Origin of the sequence: Vibrio penaeicida, from assembly GCF_019977755.1 — a bacterium.
Taxonomy (GTDB): Bacteria; Pseudomonadota; Gammaproteobacteria; order Enterobacterales; family Vibrionaceae; genus Vibrio; species Vibrio penaeicida.
Genome location: NZ_AP025145.1, coordinates 850,275 through 867,287, shown reverse-complemented (window position 1 = coordinate 867,287; position 17,013 = coordinate 850,275). Strand labels below are relative to the sequence as shown.

Genomic DNA, 17,013 nt, shown 5'->3' with positions numbered 1-17,013 from the left:
GCTATTGAGAAAAGTATTCTGGGAACTGCTTTTGAATCACATCCAAGTCTGGAAACACATGCGCAATATGACCCAGCATGGCATCCTTTGCGGCGGGTGCATTACCGACCAAAACAGCATGTACAATTTGCCGATGTTCGTCGATCAACTCCGTCAAGATGGAACTTCGGCTCATTAAAATCAGCTTGCGAATGCGATCCATATGGAACTTAGAATCCAGAATTATCGGCCACACCAACGGTTTGCCAGCACATTCACATATCAATTGATGCATGCGTTCATCCGAGTTGTAAAACATCTCTGAATTGTTGTTTCTCGCGGCTATTTCTTGCTCGTTCAAGCACGTTTGCAGGTTAAGCTGGTCCAATTCGGTTATCTTTGCTTTTGCTGCCAGTTGCGCCAAGTCGCCTTCCAATGTTCTTCTTACGTAATACGCTGTCTCAAACAGTGCCACCCGAATCGGTGCCACCATTAGCTGACGCCTAGACGCATTATCTATCAGCCTTTCCGTTGTTAGCCTTGCTACCGCTTCACGAACCGGAGTTCGGCTCATTTCCAGCTTATCCGCCAGCATTTGCTCTGATAATGGCTGATGCGGTAGAAGCTCCATTTCAAGAATCATGTCTCGTATCACCCGATACGCTTGCTCAGAGGCAGTTAAATAGTCATATCGGTGATGTCGCATCAGATTCTCTCTTCTGGATACAATGTATACACTGCATACAGTTGATCGTTTTTTAACCACCTTATATTAGGTTGATGCCATTTTTTGATTTTCTTCACAAGAATGGGAGTTTTGATATGAACTTAGGGGCAATAACAAATAAGCATTTATATGCTTATTTGTTTCATATTTAAAATGAAAGCTTATATAGAAAACAAAAACCTCTAGCATAAACTAGAGGTTTTTAATTTATATCAGTAAGTTACCTAAAAATCCTAAGTAGGATCGGCCACTCACTAAGGTTCTGCTACTTACCTAGGTGTAACCAAGTTTCCAGTACGGTATCTGGGTTTAGTGAAACAGAATCAATCCCCTGCTCCATTAACCACTCTGCTAGGTCATCATGATCCGATGGTCCTTGACCACAAATACCCACGTATTTACCTGCTTTGTTGGCCGCTTGAATCGCCATCGACAACATGGCTTTTACCGCTTCGTTACGTTCATCAAACAGATGAGCAATCTCTCCGGAATCACGATCCAAACCAAGCGTTAGCTGAGTCATATCGTTTGAACCAATCGAGAATCCATCGAAATACTTCAAGAAGCTGTCCGCCAACACTGCGTTGGATGGCAGTTCACACATCATGATGACTTTTAAACCTTGGTCGCCACGGCGTAAATCGTGCTTCGCCAACAAATCAATCACCGATGCCGCCTCGCTTACCGTACGAACGAATGGGATCATAATTTCCACGTTCTTCAAGCCCATCTTGCCACGGACACGCTTCATGGCTTCACATTCCAATGCAAAACAATCTTCGAACTGTTCTGAGATGTAGCGTGATGCACCACGGAAACCGAGCATTGGGTTTTCTTCGGTAGGTTCGTAGCGAACACCACCAACAAGATTACGATACTCGTTCGATTTGAAATCCGACATACGTACAATGACGCGTTTTGGCCAGAAAGCAGCCGCCAGTGTCGAAATGCCTTCCGTGAGCTTTTCAATGTAAAACTCAACCGGATCAGCGTAGCCAGCAATGCGTCGGTCGATTTCAGCTTTCACTTCGGTCGGCTGATCATCGTAGTTCAACAATGCTTTCGGGTGAATACCAATCATCTTGTTAATGATGAATTCCAAGCGCGCCAAGCCAACGCCTTCATTTGGAATAGTCGCAAAGTCAAACGCACGATCTGGGTTACCCACGTTCATCATGACTTTAAGCGGCAGCTCCGGTAAATCGTCTACCGATGAGCGGCGGATTTCGAAATCCAACTCACCTTCATACACATAGCCCGTTTCGCCTTGTGCACAGGATACGGTCACTTGAGTGCCGTTCTGTAGTCGCTCCGTTGCGTTACCACAACCCACAACGGCAGGAATGCCAAGCTCACGCGCAATGATTGCAGCATGACAGGTGCGTCCACCACGGTTCGTGACAATCGCAGCCGCTTTTTTCATGACGGGTTCCCAATCTGGATCTGTCATGTCTGCGACGAGTACATCACCGGTTTGCACTTGGTCCATCTCATCAAGAGAATCCACCACACGCACCACACCAGAACCAATTCGCTGACCAATTGCACGGCCTTCAATCAACGCGTCTGATTGTTGGTTTAAGTGGAAGCGCTCCATGACGTTTTTGTCGTCACGTGAACGCACGGTTTCAGGGCGCGCTTGAACAATCAAGAGTTCACCTGTTACACCGTCTTTCGCCCACTCGATATCCATCGGACGACCGTAGTGCTTTTCGATGATCAGAGCTTGTTGCGCCAACGCCTGAATTTCATCATCCGTGAGTGAGAAAGAGCTTCTCTCTTCCGAAGACGTATCCATGATATCGACCTGAGTGCCCAGTTCGGAACCCTCAGCGTAGACCATTTTGATCAACTTCGAGCCCAGTGTGCGCCTAACAACCGAGTGGTTACCCGCCTGCAAACTTGGCTTGTGCACGTAGAACTCATCTGGGTTAACACTGCCCTGAACGACCATTTCACCCAAGCCCCAAGATGAGGTGATGAAAACAACCTGATCGAAACCCGATTCAGTGTCCAAGGTAAACATTACGCCGGATGACGCTTTGTCGGAACGTACCATGCGCTGAATACCCGCAGAAAGCGCCACACCTTTGTGGTCGAAACCTTGGTGAACACGATACGAGATAGCACGGTCATTAAATAAAGAGGCAAAAACGTGTTTCGTTGCTTCAATAACAGCATCGATACCACGTACGTTTAGAAACGTTTCTTGCTGACCTGCAAAAGAAGCATCTGGCAAATCTTCCGCTGTAGCAGAAGAACGAACAGCAACCGACAACATGTCGTCGCCTTCTCCAAGTTCCGCATAACATTGACGAATGTCTGCTTCTAATTCAGGGGTAAAAGGATGCTCTAGCACCCAATTTCGAATGGTTTCTCCTGTTGATTTTAACGCTTGGACGTCATCAACATCGAGTTTTTCCAGCAGGGCATAAATACGTTCATTCAATCCGTCTGATTCGAGGAATTGATTAAACGCAAAAGAGGTAGTGGCATAACCGTTAGGGACTTTCACGCCGGCGTTAGCAAGGTTTGCAACCATTTCACCGAGTGAAGCGTTTTTACCACCAACTTTATCAACGTCGTTCATTGATAAAGCGTCATACCAAACAACATTTTGTTGCATGGATAATCTCCTTGTTATTGGATCTGTAGGGTTTTAGTGGGGCTTGAATCAACGCAAACGATTGGCTTAGGGTTTAAAAAATTTTTCCGGCAGCGTCACATTTACGGGTATCGATCCCCTGTAATGTAAATAAACATATATTTTTATTATGAAACCCACACTACAAATTTATTTTAAGGATTCAACTTTTTATGCAGTGCAAAACTAGTTTTCGTGATGTGTTTTATATTTCAGACGGTACTGCAATCACCTCGGAGACCATGGGGCACGCGGTTTTAGGGCAATTTTCCATTGAAACGCGTCAAACAACCCTTCCTTTTGTAGAGAATATTGAACGTGCTGAATATGTTAAAGGCCTGATAAACAAAGCCTTTGAGGAGACTGGGAACAAGCCTTTGGTGTTCTTCTCTATCGTTATACCAGAGGTCAAACATGTTATTGAGCAAGCCAACGCTCAGTTCTATGATGTACTTAAATCGCTGGTTGAACCGCTCAGTAAAGACCTTGGGCTAGAGCCAAAACCCAAGTTACAGCGCTCACACAGTATCAGTAAAGATGTGGGTAGCTACATGGACAGGATCGCTGCAATTGAGTACACACTTGCCCACGATGACGGCATTTCGCTAAACAATCTCGACCAAGCCGACATCATTTTGCTGGGTGTTTCACGCTGCGGAAAGACCCCTACCAGCCTATATTTGGCCATGCAATTTGGAATTCGCGCCGTGAATTATCCTTTCATAGAAGAGGATATGGGGAGGCTAAAACTGCCACCGAGTATTGAACCTTTTCGATTTAAAACATTTGGCTTAACCATCGAACCTGAAAGGCTGCACGCCATTCGTGAAGGAAGAATGGCCAACAGCGAATACGCCAGCCACGATCAATGCCAAAAGGAACTCAATACGGTGGAATCCCTGTTTCGCAGAGAAGCGATCCCGTACCTCAACACCACATCGTTATCGGTTGAAGAAATTGCAACCCGACTACTGGATATGAGTGGGCTGCAAAGACAGATGTGTTAACGCGACCAAAATAACGTTAGTACCGATTCATCAGATCCTGATTCGGTGACACCGACATTTCCATAAATTCACAGAACGCAGCCACCGCGGTGCTGCGTTCTCTTTTTCTTGACCACACTAAACCCACTTCCATATCGGGTACGTGATCCGCTAGTGGTCGAACTTCTACCCTTCGTCCTTCTAAAGACCACGGGCGATAGACCATGTCTGAAAGAATGGTGACCCCATAGTCGTTTGCGACTAAGCTGCGCACCGATTCCACTGAGGATGTACGAAAAATGGTATTGGGCTGATAAGGCGTTTGGTTCCAGTAGCGTTGTGCGGTGTTGCTCGCTTCATCCACCGTCAGCATTATGTAGGGATACTGGGCAACATCGTGAAACGTCGCCAGCTTATTTTCCAGTAACGGATGGCTAGAACTGACCCAAAGCCGTCGGGGCGAACTGAGCAACGTTTGAAAACTGATGTCTTCTTGATTCATAAGGTTGGATGTCAGCATGAACGCCAAGTCGAAATCGCCCGACACTACCCCTTCCTCTATTTCGCTCCGAGTCGCTTCCACCAGCTTCACTTCTACTTTTGGGTAACTGCGCGAGAAGCGTGTTAGATAAGGCGGAACAAAATACCCAGCCACAGTGTAAGACATCGCCAGCTTGATCACCCCTTGCACCTGATTGGAACTTCGGTGCGAAAGCAACATAGCCTCTTCGATTTCTTTTACTATGTGTGTCGCGTGCTGATAGAACTGATTGCCTTCATACGTCAACAGCATGCCATGAGGCTGCCTAATGAATAAATTCACATTCAGCATTTCTTCCAATGACTTTATTGCCGTGGTGATCGCAGACTGAGAAACGTGCATGGCATTGGCCGCTTGGGATACCTGCCCCGAATCGGCGGTCGCGATGAAGTAACGTATCTGCTTCATGGTTGGCTGCATTTCTGTTTTCCTTAACTCATGTATTAATAAATTAGATATCAAGACATTTCACTGCCTTACTCACCTACTAACCGACAACGACTTACCTCTGATATTTCATATTGTTAAATGGATTTCATTCCTTTAAATCACACACAGCTTGGGTATCTAAATTTTAGATAACACCTCTTAGAAATCCATATTTTACATATCAACGCTGCAATTTTAACCTGTTATTAACAAATGAGACAACAGCCGAAACGGATTCATCACGGCGAACACCACTCGTTAAACAACGTTCGAATAACAGGGAGAAGAACGATGAAACGAAACACCTCAAATGCAGCATGGCTTACGTTAACCGCAGTACTTGCTGCGTATTACAGCCCAAACATCAACGCCAAAGATTGGTATCCGTACACCGTGGATGTTTGGACAACCCCCTTTGATATGGCAAGTAACCGAGAAGTCATGGATTACCAGCCCGTCGACAAAGCTGAAAAGCCATGGGACATCTGTGTGTCTTTCCCCCACCTTAAAGACGCCTATTGGACGGCAGTAAACTACGGTGTGGTGGCAGAAGCCAAACGCTCGGGCGTTGGAATGCAGCTTGTTGAAGCAGGCGGCTACACCAATTTAAATACCCAGATATCGCAAATCGAAGACTGCGTTGCCTCAGGGGCAGATGCTGTCGTGATTGGTGCCATCTCTTATGAAGGTTTAAACAATCTGGTCAAGAACATTACTAAATCCGGCATTCCTGTTATCGATATCGTTAACGGTATGTCTTCACCGGATTTATCCGCTAAGTCTTTAGTGTCGTTTGGCGAAATGGGTTCTAAAGTCGGGCAGTATTTAAGAGAGATTCACAAACACGGATCAGACAAAGTCAAAGTAGGCTGGTTTCCTGGCCCTCCAGGCGCAGGCTGGGTAGAAGCTGGAAACAAGGGCTTTCAGTCTGCCATTAAAGATTCCAACATCGATGTCGTCGAAACCAAATATGGCGACACAGGTAAAGAAGTTCAACTCAAGCTAGTTGAAGACACGCTAGAAGCCCACCCAGATCTCGATTATATCGTGGGCACTGCTGTCACTGCTGAAGCGGCCACCAGCTTACTGAGAGCACGTGGGCTCACCAATCAAATCAAGGTACTCTCTTACTACTTTACACCCGGTGTATACCAAGGCATCAAGCGTAAACTCATACTCGCTGCGCCAACCGATTCCGCGGTTATTCAAGGTCGTGTTGCGATTGACCAAGCCATTCGAATCCTCGAAGGCAAACCGTACACCAAGCATGTTGGTCCGCAACTCTATGTGATTGATGCCGCCATTATTGATCACTTCGATCGTGACAGCTCACTGGCACCAAACGGCTTTAAGCCAACGTTTTCGGTGAAGCCTCAATGATGGTCGGTTCAAACCCAATCCTCTCAATGCACGGGATACACAAACAGTATCCCGGTGTTAAGGCACTCGACGATGTGGACTTCACATTAGAAGCTGGTGAAGTGCACGTATTGTTTGGCGAAAACGGAGCAGGCAAATCCACGCTGATTTCCATTATTTCAGGAGCAAACCAACGCACGGCTGGCGAAATGCGATTCCACAACGAAGACGTGCATTTCAAAAATGTGTTCGATGCTCGTCAAAAAGGGATAAGCGCTGTTTTCCAAGAATTCTCATTGGTTGACACCCTGACGGTGGCACAGAACCTTTTTCTCGGTGAAGAACCTATGAAGTCGGGCATGCTCGATAACCAAACTTTGCAATACAAAGCGCAAGAATTGCTCGACACCATGGGGTTTCAGCTCAACCCCGATTTGAGCGTCGGTGAGCTGTCTCGAGCAGAAAAGCAAATGGTCGAGATTGCCAAAGCGCTGCGAGGGGAACTGGCGGTGCTTATTCTCGATGAGCCCACCGCGTCTCTTACTCATCAAGAAACCGAGCAGCTTTTTAAGCTGGTAGAGCAGATCAAGCAACAAGGTGTCGGCATTATTTACATTTCGCATCGCATGGCGGAAATACGCCGCATCGCCGATCGCATCACCGTTTTAAGAGATGGGCGTTACATCGGTACTAAGGCTTGTGAACAGGTTGATGAAAAAGAGCTGATCACCATGATGACGGGGCGCGTGATGGATCAAGTTTACCCTGAAATCCCCTTCACTCCCCAAAGTACCGTATTGGAAGTACAGAACTTATCAAGCCGAGATAATGCCATACAAGACCTTTCTTTCTATGCAAGAGAAGGAGAAATAATCGGCTTTGCTGGGCTGGTTGGTTGCGGGAAATCGGAAGCGCTAAGAGCGTGTTTTGGGTTAGAACCCATTCAATCTGGCAAGGTGATTTTTCATGGTGAGAATGTCACTAGCTTATCGACTCGTGAAATGTTGGATCGGGGATTCTTTTACAATTCCCGAGACAGAAAAGCCGAAGGTTTGGTGATGATTCGAAGTTGCCGAGAAAATATCAGCTTGGCGGCGATTAACACCCCCTCTTATTCCGGTGCGACGGGTGCATTAAGCCTTAACCATGAACGCCGGCAAACCTCAAAGCTGGCTGACAAATTAAAGCTCTACCCAATGCAAACCGAGCGCGATGTTGGTCAGTTTAGTGGAGGGAATCAGCAAAAAGTGTTGTTGGCCAAATGCCTCACTCGCGATGTGTCTTTGTATGTCTTTGATGAGCCCACTGTCGGGGTAGATGTTGGCACACGAGCAGAGATCTATCGCTTCATCGCTAGCTTATGTGAGCAAGGCGCAGCGGTGGTGATCATTTCTTCTGATCTACCGGAAGTCGTCAACCTTTCCCATCGTTTATACATCATGCGACACGGACGAATCGAAGCGCATCTTCAGGGTGATGACATAACCGAACCCAACGCACTCGCTCACTTCTTCGAATCCATGGAATCCATGGAATCCCAAAATGAGGCACTCAACAATGAACAGTGAACCTATCAAGACCAGTCACGCAGCTTCTGACCTTACAAGTTCGAAAGCTAGTGTTTCCAAAGCAGCGGGTTCGCCATCAAAAGGAAATGCAATGAACTGGATGAAACGCCTATTTGTCAAGATTGGGGTATTACCCATATTAATGGTGATTGCAGTCACCATATTTGCGACGACATCGGACAACTTCCTGACCGCACGGAACTTACTCAACCTTTTACGCCAATCCTCTTACCTCATTATGGTGGCAATTGGGCAAATGTTCGTCTTGCTGACAGCGGGTTTCGATTTATCGGTGGGCACCATTATCGCCCTTTCTTCTGTGGTGGGTGCCACCACCATGGCGGCGGTGTATGCCTCTTTTCCTGAAGCCATTTATCTAGCCATCTTGCTTGGTGTTCTTGCGGGCGTCGGGGTTGGTTTGGTCGTCGGGTTTATCAACGGTGTAGGCGTGGCACACTTTCAAGTTTCCCCTTTTGTGATGACACTGGGTATCTCCTCTGTTGGCTTTGGTGTCGCCCTTTATATGACGGGAGGATCTCCTGTTTACGGTATGCCCGTTGAATTTGGTAACACCTTCGGGTTTGGTAGCATTTTAGGTATCCCTACGCCAATTTTAGCGGCATTCATCATGACCATTGCTGCCGTCATTGTGGTGAATCGAACCCGTCTGGGGCGCTACTTCTACGCCGTCGGTGGCAACATTCACGCAGCGCAGCTTTCTGGTATCAACACCCACAAAACCTTGATGATGGCTTACCTATTGTGCGCCCTATTTGCGGCATTGGCAGGCATGTTAATTACCGCAAGGCTAGATACAGGCGAAGCCAATATTGGGGCAGCCATGCCATTGGAGTCTATCGCTGCCTGTGTGATTGCTGGCGTCAGCCTTCGAGGCGGCGTTGGGCGTGTCGAACATGTTGTTCTAGGAGCCATCTTCATTAGCTTGGTTCAAAACGGCATGAACTTAACGCGCGTCGAATCTTACTTACAAACCGTCGTGATTGGTGCGTTACTCATTTTCGCGGTCATTGTCGACCAAATCCGTATTCGTATGCGAGCCAGCTTGGGCGCGCACTAACCTCTTCAACATCATAAACAGGTACCAATATGATCAACATAAACAGCGATATGGGAGAAGGGTTTGGCATTTACAAGCTAGGTGATGATGAAGCGCTTATGCCCTACATCACCGAAGCCAACGTTGCTTGTGGCTTCCACGCGTCAGACCCAAACCACATGAAGCACACCGTAGAGCTTGCCAAACGTTATGGCGTAAAGGTGGGCGCGCACTTTTCACTGCCCGATCTACAGGGGTTTGGCCGCAGAAAAATGCACCTAAGCCAAGCCGAGCTGCACAACATGATCGTTTATCAGATTGGCGCTCTGAAAGGCTTTCTGGATATGTTGGGTATGCCACTTAACCACTTAAAGCCACATGGGGTTTTGTATGGCATGGCCGCATCCGATCCAGAAATCGCAGAAACCATCGCCAATATCGCGTTGCATTACCAAGTACCCGTATTCGGTTTAACCGGTACTTGCCACGAGAAAGTATACAAAAGCAAGGGTGTGGGCTTCGTCGCCGAGTTTTTCACCGACCTAGACTATGATCAACATGGGCACTTGGTGATCACTCAAACTCACGAAGCAACCGATCCGAACTATGCGGCAACACGAGTAAAAAAAGCTGTAGAGCAAGGTGCGGTAATAGCTACGAATGGAGATGAGATCCCCGTGGTTGCCCAAACCGTTTGTGTACATTCAGACACCCCAAACGCACTGGACATCGCCAAGGCAGTCAACAAAACACTACAGCAACACCTGCCTTCACGAGAACGAACCTTAAAAAGCCAAAAAGAATTATCCACTGATGGAACGTCAATCTTCAAGGAGTGAACCATGTCAGACAAAGAAATCATCTGCCCACTACCGGGCGTGTTCTACCGTTCATCGGCCCCCGAACAGCCTTTTTACAAACAAGCGGGAGACACCCTATCGCCTGGTGATGTCATCGGCTTAGTTGAGGTGATGAAATCCTTTCACGAAATCAAAGCAGAAGTGTCAGGTGTTATTGATGACTTTTTGCTGGATAACGAAACACCCGTTAACGCTGGTCAACCTATCGTCCGGCTTAAATAACGCACTGAATGTACACAAGGAATTGTTATGAGTATCAAATCTATTCTTATCGCAAATCGCGGTGAAATAGCGGTGCGGATCATCCGTGCAGCCAAAGAAATGGGGCTCCGCACCATTCAAGTTTACAGCGACGCCGACAGCGAATCACTGGCGGTTAAATTGGCAGATGAAGCCATTTGTATTGGTCAGCCTATGGCAAATCAAAGCTACCTGAATGGCGATAAAGTCATCAAAGCCGCCTTAGATTCCAACGCGGACGCGATTCACCCAGGCTACGGATTCCTATCAGAAAACGCTGAGTTTTCAGATCAAGTACGCGCAGCCGGATTGCGCTTTATCGGCCCTGATGGCGACACCATGCGAAAAATGGCAGATAAAGCCGTTGCTCGCGAAACCGCTATGGCCGCGGGTGTGCCTGTCGTTCCCGGCAGTGCTCCCTCCATCAATCCAGACGCTGCACTGCAGCGCGCCAAAGAAATTGGGTTTCCTGTCATGATCAAAGCATCAGCCGGTGGCGGTGGTCGAGGAATTCGAGTGATTGAACAAGCCGCTGACTTCCTAGAGCAATATCATCAAGCCTCTGCAGAAGCACAATCGGCGTTTGGTGATGGCACCTTGTACTTAGAAAAGTTCATTCATCAAGCTCGGCATGTTGAGGTTCAAATCCTCGCAGATGGAACCAAAGCGATTCATCTATTTGAGCGTGAATGTTCGCTGCAACGCCGACGCCAGAAAGTATGGGAAGAGGCACCTTGTTTTGTTCTCCCAAGCTCCGTTAGAGAAGCCATGTGTCAGTCCGCGGTGGCGTTAGCAGAGAGCGTTAACTATCAGGGTGCAGGCACTATTGAATACCTCTATGACGACGAAACGGAAGCCTTCTACTTTATCGAAATGAATACACGCATACAGGTAGAGCACCCCATTACAGAATGCATTACTGGCGTCGATTTGATTCGCGAGATGATTCTGATTGCCTCCGGCAAGCCGCTGGCGCTCCAGCAATCTGATATTGAAATGCGTGGTCATGCGATTGAGATCCGCTTAAATGCAGAAGACCCGTTTAATGGGTTCCTGCCCTTCCCCGGCATCATCAGCCAATTTACTCCCCCGATGGGATCTGGGGTTCGATTTGACGGGTTAATCTACTCCGGATTTGCCATTCCCCCTTACTACGATTCGCTGTTAGGAAAGCTTATTGTATGGGATAGCACCCGAGAAAACGCCATTAAACGCATGGCAAGAGCCCTCGACGAATTGGAAGTGACTGGCGTAAAAACCACCCAGCCTCTATTTCAAAAATTATGCAAAGACAACGATTTACTCACTGGACAGTTCAACACTGCATGGCTAGAACGGTGGTTAGAGAATGAATCCGAGTCTGATACGAGCAAGGACAGCTCCTACTCTCAAGCATCTTAAGGAACGACGATGAAAACACGCTACTCCTATGGCGGAGACGAACACATATTTGTAGAGGTTAGCGAAGAGATGTCACTTGCTGCCTTTTTCAAAAGCTTGTCGATGACGCAAGCTATCCGACAAGCCAACATTCAGGGGGTAGAAGAAATCTGCCCTGCAAATGCGTCTTTTCAGGTGAAATACAACCCTGACATTTGTGCCCCTTCAGACATGCTGAAAACCATACAAGACCTTGAAGCGTCTATGGCAGAAAACGAAGCGAAAATAGACACCCGTATCGTTGAAGTGCCTGTGTATTACCAAGATCCATGGACACACGAAACACTGATGCGATTTAGGGAAAGGCACCAAGATCCGGAAGGCACCGATCTTTCTTACGCCGCGAGAATCAACGGCTACGATTCGATTGATGCGTTTATTGAAGCGCACGCAAATTCCCCTTGGATGGTAACCATGGTGGGGTTCGTTTCAGGGCTGCCTTTCATGTTTCAAATGGTGGAGCAAGAAAAGCAAATCCAAGTCCCGAAATACGTTCGCCCAAGAACCGATACCCCAAAACTCACTGTTGGATACGGCGGATGTTTCTCGTGCATTTATTCGGTGCGCGGCGCGGGTGGATACCAAATGTTTGGAGTGACGCCCATGCCCATCTACGACCCAAGCCAGAGCGTGGCTCACCTTAAAGACTTTCTCGTCTTCTTCCAGCCGGGAGACATTGTTAAGTTTCGTGCCATCAATGAGGCGGAATATCACCAAATAGTGGAGCAGGTAGAAGCGGGCACCTATCAGCCTGTAATTAAACCAGTTCAATTCTCTTTGTCTGAATTTGAAGCAAACATGGGCAGCTACAACACCAAATTAAAGGAGGCACTGTATGAGCATTAAGGTTATTCACCCTGGTTTAGCGACAGCAGTGCAAGATCTTGGTCGTAAGGGGTATTTTCATTTGGGTATTCCGGTTTCAGGTGCCATGGATAGATTTGCGTGCCGATGCGCGAATTGGCTGGTCGGAAACGATGAAAACGCAGCTGTGTTGGAAGCGGTGTTTATGGGACCCAAACTGGAATTTTCGACAGGCTGCACGGTTGCCGTGACGGGTGCAGAAATGACACCAATGGTCGATGGTGTTGCACAAGAAAACTGGACAAGCTTTCGCGTCGAGGCGGGTCAAACCCTCACGTTTAGCCACCTTACCGCTGGCGCAAGAATTTACATTGCAGTTAGTGGTGGTATTGATGTGCCAGAAGTATTGGGTAGCCGTTCGACCTACACACTCGGTGCGCTTGGCGGCTTTGAAGGTCGACCCATTCAAGAAGGTGACAACCTACCTGTTAATGATCTGTCTGTTTCTAAACAACCGAATACCAAAGAAAACTCCGCCTTTGTCCGACGTCATCTACCAGCGGCGTTACGTCGTAACGCGGTCAACTCAAACAGCTCAAGCACCGCTCTTCGAGTGGTGACAGGATTGTACTGGCATCGCATTACCGAAGCATCTGGCAAACAGTTTTTTGCAGAAGAATGGCAAGTCGCGCCCGAAGCGGATCGCATTGGCTACCGCTTTAAAAACGGTACACCTCTTGAATTCATTGAACGCGACCAGCCTTTTGGCGCTGGATCGGATCCTTCCAACATCGTTGACGGTTGTTACCCCTACGGTTCCATTCAAGTACCGGCAGGGAAAGAGCCCATCGTATTGCACCGTGACGCGGTGTCAGGAGGTGGCTATTTCATGATTGGCACCGTCATTTCGACAGACATGGATTTGATTGGTCAAATGCAGCCGAATGCCACCACTCAGTTTGTGGAGGTGAGCATGGAAGATGCCCTGAGTGCAAGACGTGATCATCAAGCGCTGCTCGACGCAGCCAAACAGCACATAGAGCAAAGCGGAGTAAGCCAATGACGTTACTTCAACACCGCGCCTTTGTGAATGGTCAATGGGTGGAAAGCGCAACAGACCAGTGCTTCTCGGTTTATGACCCAGCGAACGGCAATGAAATCGGTACGGTTCCTGATATGTCGGGAAAAGAGGTCGTTTCAGCTATCGATGCCGCAAATACCGCTCTGCAATCTTGGCGAAAACTGACTGCCAAGCAGCGAGCCGAATATTTGATGAATTGGCATCAATTGATTCTAGAAAATCAAGCCGATTTGGCGGAACTGATCACCTTAGAATCAGGGAAGCCGTTATCGGAATCGCTTGGGGAAGTGGCCTACGGGGCTTCATTCATTCAATGGTTCGCAGAAGAAGGGAAACGCGCGTACGGTGATGTTATCCCCTCAACATCAGCAGACCGTCGCCTACAAACCTTGAAGCAACCCGTTGGTGTCTGTGCTGCCATAACGCCTTGGAATTTTCCTGTCGCGATGATCACGCGCAAGCTGGCACCCGCTTTAGCGGCAGGTTGCACCGCTATCGTCAAGCCAGCGGAATCGACGCCATTTTCAGCGCTCGCGCTGGCTTCGTTGTCACAACAAGCGGGTATTCCAGAAGGGGTCATCAACGTGGTAACCGCAGCCAAAGGGGCAGAACTTGGTGCCGTGTTGTGTAACAGCCCAACAATCCGAAAGCTGTCTTTTACTGGTTCAACAGACGTTGGCAAAAAGCTGTTAGCACAATGCGCTAATACGGTAAAACGCGTTTCCATGGAACTGGGTGGCAATGCGCCTTTCATTGTCTTCGACGATGCCGATCTCGATGAAGCGGTAGAAGGTGCGCTTGCCTCCAAGTTTCGTAATGCGGGTCAAACGTGCGTATGTACCAATCGAATATTGGTGCAATCCGGTGTCTACGCACAATTTTCTGAAAAATTCGCCAGAGCCGTCAGTAAGCTCAAAGTGGGTTCGGGTATGAATCCTAAGCATCAGATCGGTCCTTTGATTAGTGAGCCAGCAATGGACAAGGTCGATGCTCATATCCGAGATGCGTTGAGCCAAGGTGCGCAATTGCTCACCGGCGGCTCTGGCCACTCTCTGGGTGGTTTGTTTTATCAGCCAACCGTCATTTCCGATGTCACACCTGCAATGCGAATCGCATCGGAAGAAACGTTTGGTCCCGTCGCCCCCATTTTTCGTTTCGAAACGGAAGAGCAAGCGATAGAAATGGCCAACGACACCGAATATGGCTTGGCGGCGTATTTCTATTCCACCAATATTCATCGCTGCTTACGCGTTAGCGAAGCGCTGGAGTACGGCATGGTGGGCGTGAATGAAGGAATCATCTCCAACGAAGTTGCCCCGTTTGGCGGCATCAAACACTCTGGATTAGGGCGAGAAGGATCGCGATCCGGCATCGAAGAATATCTCGAAACCAAATACGTCTGCTTTGGCGGGCTTTCTTAAAAAGGACAGGACACCTCAAATGAATAATCAGTCACTGATGGATCGCCGAAACAAGGCGGTGCCCAGAGGCGTGGCTTCGGCTACCCCTTTGTTTGTGAAACGCGCTCAAAACGCTGAAATTTGGGACGTAGAAAACCGACGCTTTATCGATTTTGCGGCTGGCATTGCCGTTGTCAATACAGGGCATTGCAACCAAGCTGTCACACAAGCCGTTATCGACCAAATTGATCGCTTTAGTCACACCGCTTTTCAGGTTGCAGGCTATGAGACGTATATTTCCCTTGCCGAGCGCTTAAATGAGTTAGCCCCCATTGATGATGCAAAAACCCTGTTAATGACAACGGGTGCCGAAGCGCTGGAAAACGCCGTGAAGATCGCTCGCCACTACACCAAGCGCCGTGGTGTGATCGCTTTTCATGGCGGCTTTCACGGTAGAACCATGCTAACCATGGGCATGACGGGAAAAATCGCACCATACAAAGAGGGCTTTGGTCCCTTCCCTGCCGACATTTTCCACGTCCCCTTCCCTGTGCCTTATCAAGGTATGGATACAAGCTACACCATGAAGTCGCTAGAAAAGGTTTTCAAAACGGACATCTCCCCCGATTCCGTTGCAGCCATTGTTATCGAACCTATTCAAGGTGAAGGGGGTTTTTACGCTGCACCTTGTGAATTGATGACGAAATTGCGAAACCTATGCGATGAACACGGTATCGTTTTGATCTTTGATGAAGTGCAAACGGGGTTCGGTCGAACCGGAAAAACGTTGGCTAGCGAGCATTTTGATGTACAGCCCGATTTGATCACCGTGGCGAAAGCACTAGCCGGAGGCTATCCCCTTTCAGGAATCATTGGAAAGCGTGAACTGATGGACAGCCCAGCGCCGGGTGGCCTAGGAGGTACATACGGTGGAAGCCCCGTCGGATGCGCTGCCGCTCACGCCGTTTTGGATGAAATTCAAAGCCAAAACCTTAACCAAAAGGCACAAGCGATAGGTCAGAGAATTCACAAGGCAATAAGCCATATTAAGGAATCGCACATCAACATTCCCGTTGCTTATATTCGCCATGCTGGCGCTATGATTGCCTTTGATTTTGTAAACGGCGAAACCCCTGCTCCAGAATACGTTGCACCGTTTATTGCCGAATGCCGAAATAAGGGTTTGATCGTGTTGCCATGTGGTCAATTTGGTAATGCGATTCGCTTGCTGCCTCCACTCACCGTAGAGGGCGAAATAGTAAAGGAAGCGATCGACATTATCCAAAGCGCGCTTATATCTTGTAGCAACTCCAATCGCAGTAAGTAAGTATTCAGAAAGCGCCGTTACTGGCGCTTTTTTTATACAACGAAATGGCTGCGAGATTTTCGAGCCATTACGAAACATGTCATCCTGTTTTATTCTCAACCTGTACGATTGAAAATGTATTCTTATTCGGATCCACTATATGAGTCATGATGCCACCCCAAAATTGCTTTTCTGGAGCACCTGTAAACTCGACACCTTCTCGCTTCAACCTAGCGTAGAATGCGTTGATATCTTCAACTTCGAGACTAAAGCCTAGGTACCTTCCAGATTCAAACTCGCCTTTTTCTTCCGGCTCTATAATCATCTGCGCATTATCTAGCTGGTAACCTACAAAGCCATCCGATACGGATCCATATATCTTAGTTAACCCAAGTTTTTGAGTATAAAAATTTTCAGATTCCTCAAAATTATTGCAAGGAATCCTCATAGTATTGATCTTCATTTTAATTCTCTCGATACATAACAATCATCAGGCATCACAGTATCACCGTTTCGCCCAATAAATTATTGATAGTTTTGAAACAATATCACGTAGGTCTTTGAGAATTCTAGTCTTATGGGGGGAGTATTA

15 protein-coding genes are annotated in these 17,013 nt (G+C 47.8%); 11 read left to right on the top strand and 4 right to left on the bottom strand.

All coding sequences use genetic code 11. The annotated features are described in order from the left end of the window. Position 1: 1 nt before the first annotated feature. A complete protein-coding gene (locus tag LDO37_RS22160; protein WP_126609952.1) occupies positions 2-685 on the bottom strand; it encodes a GntR family transcriptional regulator in 684 nt (227 codons plus the stop codon). Positions 686-971: 286 nt separating this feature from the next. Then, complete coding sequence (gene ppsA, locus LDO37_RS22155) at positions 972-3,332, bottom strand: phosphoenolpyruvate synthase (protein WP_126607539.1); 2,361 nt, start codon at positions 3,330-3,332, stop codon at positions 972-974. A 191-nt stretch (positions 3,333-3,523) separates the two neighbouring features. Here ppsA and ppsR point away from each other — a divergent pair, with 191 nt between their 5' ends. Next, positions 3,524-4,357 (top strand): posphoenolpyruvate synthetase regulatory kinase/phosphorylase PpsR, encoded by an 834-nt coding sequence (ppsR, locus tag LDO37_RS22150; protein WP_126607538.1) that lies wholly within the window; start codon positions 3,524-3,526, stop codon positions 4,355-4,357. Positions 4,358-4,373: 16 nt separating this feature from the next. Here the strand turns inward: ppsR and LDO37_RS22145 are convergent, their stop codons facing one another. Continuing rightward, positions 4,374-5,297: a LysR family transcriptional regulator gene (locus LDO37_RS22145; protein ID WP_104399608.1), complete on the bottom strand. Its 924-nt coding sequence runs from the start codon at positions 5,295-5,297 to the stop codon at positions 4,374-4,376. Positions 5,298-5,597: 300 nt separating this feature from the next. Between LDO37_RS22145 and torT the strand changes: the two genes are divergently transcribed. From torT to gabT, 10 genes are all read left to right on the top strand, one after another. Continuing rightward, complete coding sequence (gene torT, locus LDO37_RS22140; RefSeq protein ID WP_126607537.1) at positions 5,598-6,686, top strand: TMAO reductase system periplasmic protein TorT; 1,089 nt, start codon at positions 5,598-5,600, stop codon at positions 6,684-6,686. Beyond that, on the top strand, positions 6,683-8,233 hold the full coding sequence (locus LDO37_RS22135) for a sugar ABC transporter ATP-binding protein (protein ID WP_224055886.1): 1,551 nt from the start codon (positions 6,683-6,685) through the stop codon (positions 8,231-8,233). The genes torT and LDO37_RS22135 overlap by 4 nt, the downstream gene beginning before the upstream one ends. A 91-nt stretch (positions 8,234-8,324) precedes the next feature. Next, a complete protein-coding gene (locus LDO37_RS22130; RefSeq protein WP_224055885.1) occupies positions 8,325-9,311 on the top strand; it encodes an ABC transporter permease in 987 nt (328 codons plus the stop codon). Between the two features lie 29 nt (positions 9,312-9,340). Further along, the gene (pxpA, locus tag LDO37_RS22125) at positions 9,341-10,129 is read left to right on the top strand and encodes a 5-oxoprolinase subunit PxpA (RefSeq protein ID WP_224055884.1); all 789 of its coding nucleotides are present in this window, start codon (positions 9,341-9,343) and stop codon (positions 10,127-10,129) included. A 3-nt stretch (positions 10,130-10,132) separates the two neighbouring features. Then, positions 10,133-10,372 carry an acetyl-CoA carboxylase gene (locus LDO37_RS22120; protein ID WP_101109852.1) on the top strand — a complete coding sequence of 80 codons (240 nt, stop codon included), beginning with the start codon at positions 10,133-10,135 and terminating at the stop codon, positions 10,370-10,372. Positions 10,373-10,399: 27 nt separating this feature from the next. Further along, a complete protein-coding gene (locus LDO37_RS22115; protein WP_126607535.1) occupies positions 10,400-11,791 on the top strand; it encodes an acetyl-CoA carboxylase biotin carboxylase subunit in 1,392 nt (463 codons plus the stop codon). Between the two features lie 9 nt (positions 11,792-11,800). Then, a complete protein-coding gene (locus tag LDO37_RS22110) occupies positions 11,801-12,676 on the top strand; it encodes a 5-oxoprolinase subunit B family protein (protein WP_126607534.1) in 876 nt (291 codons plus the stop codon). Beyond that, positions 12,666-13,697 (top strand): 5-oxoprolinase subunit C family protein, encoded by a 1,032-nt coding sequence (locus LDO37_RS22105; protein WP_126607533.1) that lies wholly within the window; start codon positions 12,666-12,668, stop codon positions 13,695-13,697. The genes LDO37_RS22110 and LDO37_RS22105 overlap by 11 nt, the downstream gene beginning before the upstream one ends. Then, positions 13,694-15,136, top strand: a complete 1,443-nt coding sequence (locus LDO37_RS22100; protein WP_126607532.1) for an NAD-dependent succinate-semialdehyde dehydrogenase — start codon at positions 13,694-13,696, stop codon at positions 15,134-15,136. Before LDO37_RS22105 ends, LDO37_RS22100 begins: the two co-directional genes overlap by 4 nt. Before the next feature lie 19 nt (positions 15,137-15,155). Further along, complete coding sequence (gabT, locus tag LDO37_RS22095; RefSeq protein WP_126607531.1) at positions 15,156-16,442, top strand: 4-aminobutyrate--2-oxoglutarate transaminase; 1,287 nt, start codon at positions 15,156-15,158, stop codon at positions 16,440-16,442. Between the two features lie 79 nt (positions 16,443-16,521). Here the strand turns inward: gabT and LDO37_RS22090 are convergent, their stop codons facing one another. Further along, positions 16,522-16,884, bottom strand: a complete 363-nt coding sequence (locus LDO37_RS22090) for a VOC family protein (RefSeq protein WP_126607530.1) — start codon at positions 16,882-16,884, stop codon at positions 16,522-16,524. Positions 16,885-17,013 lie beyond the last annotated feature (129 nt).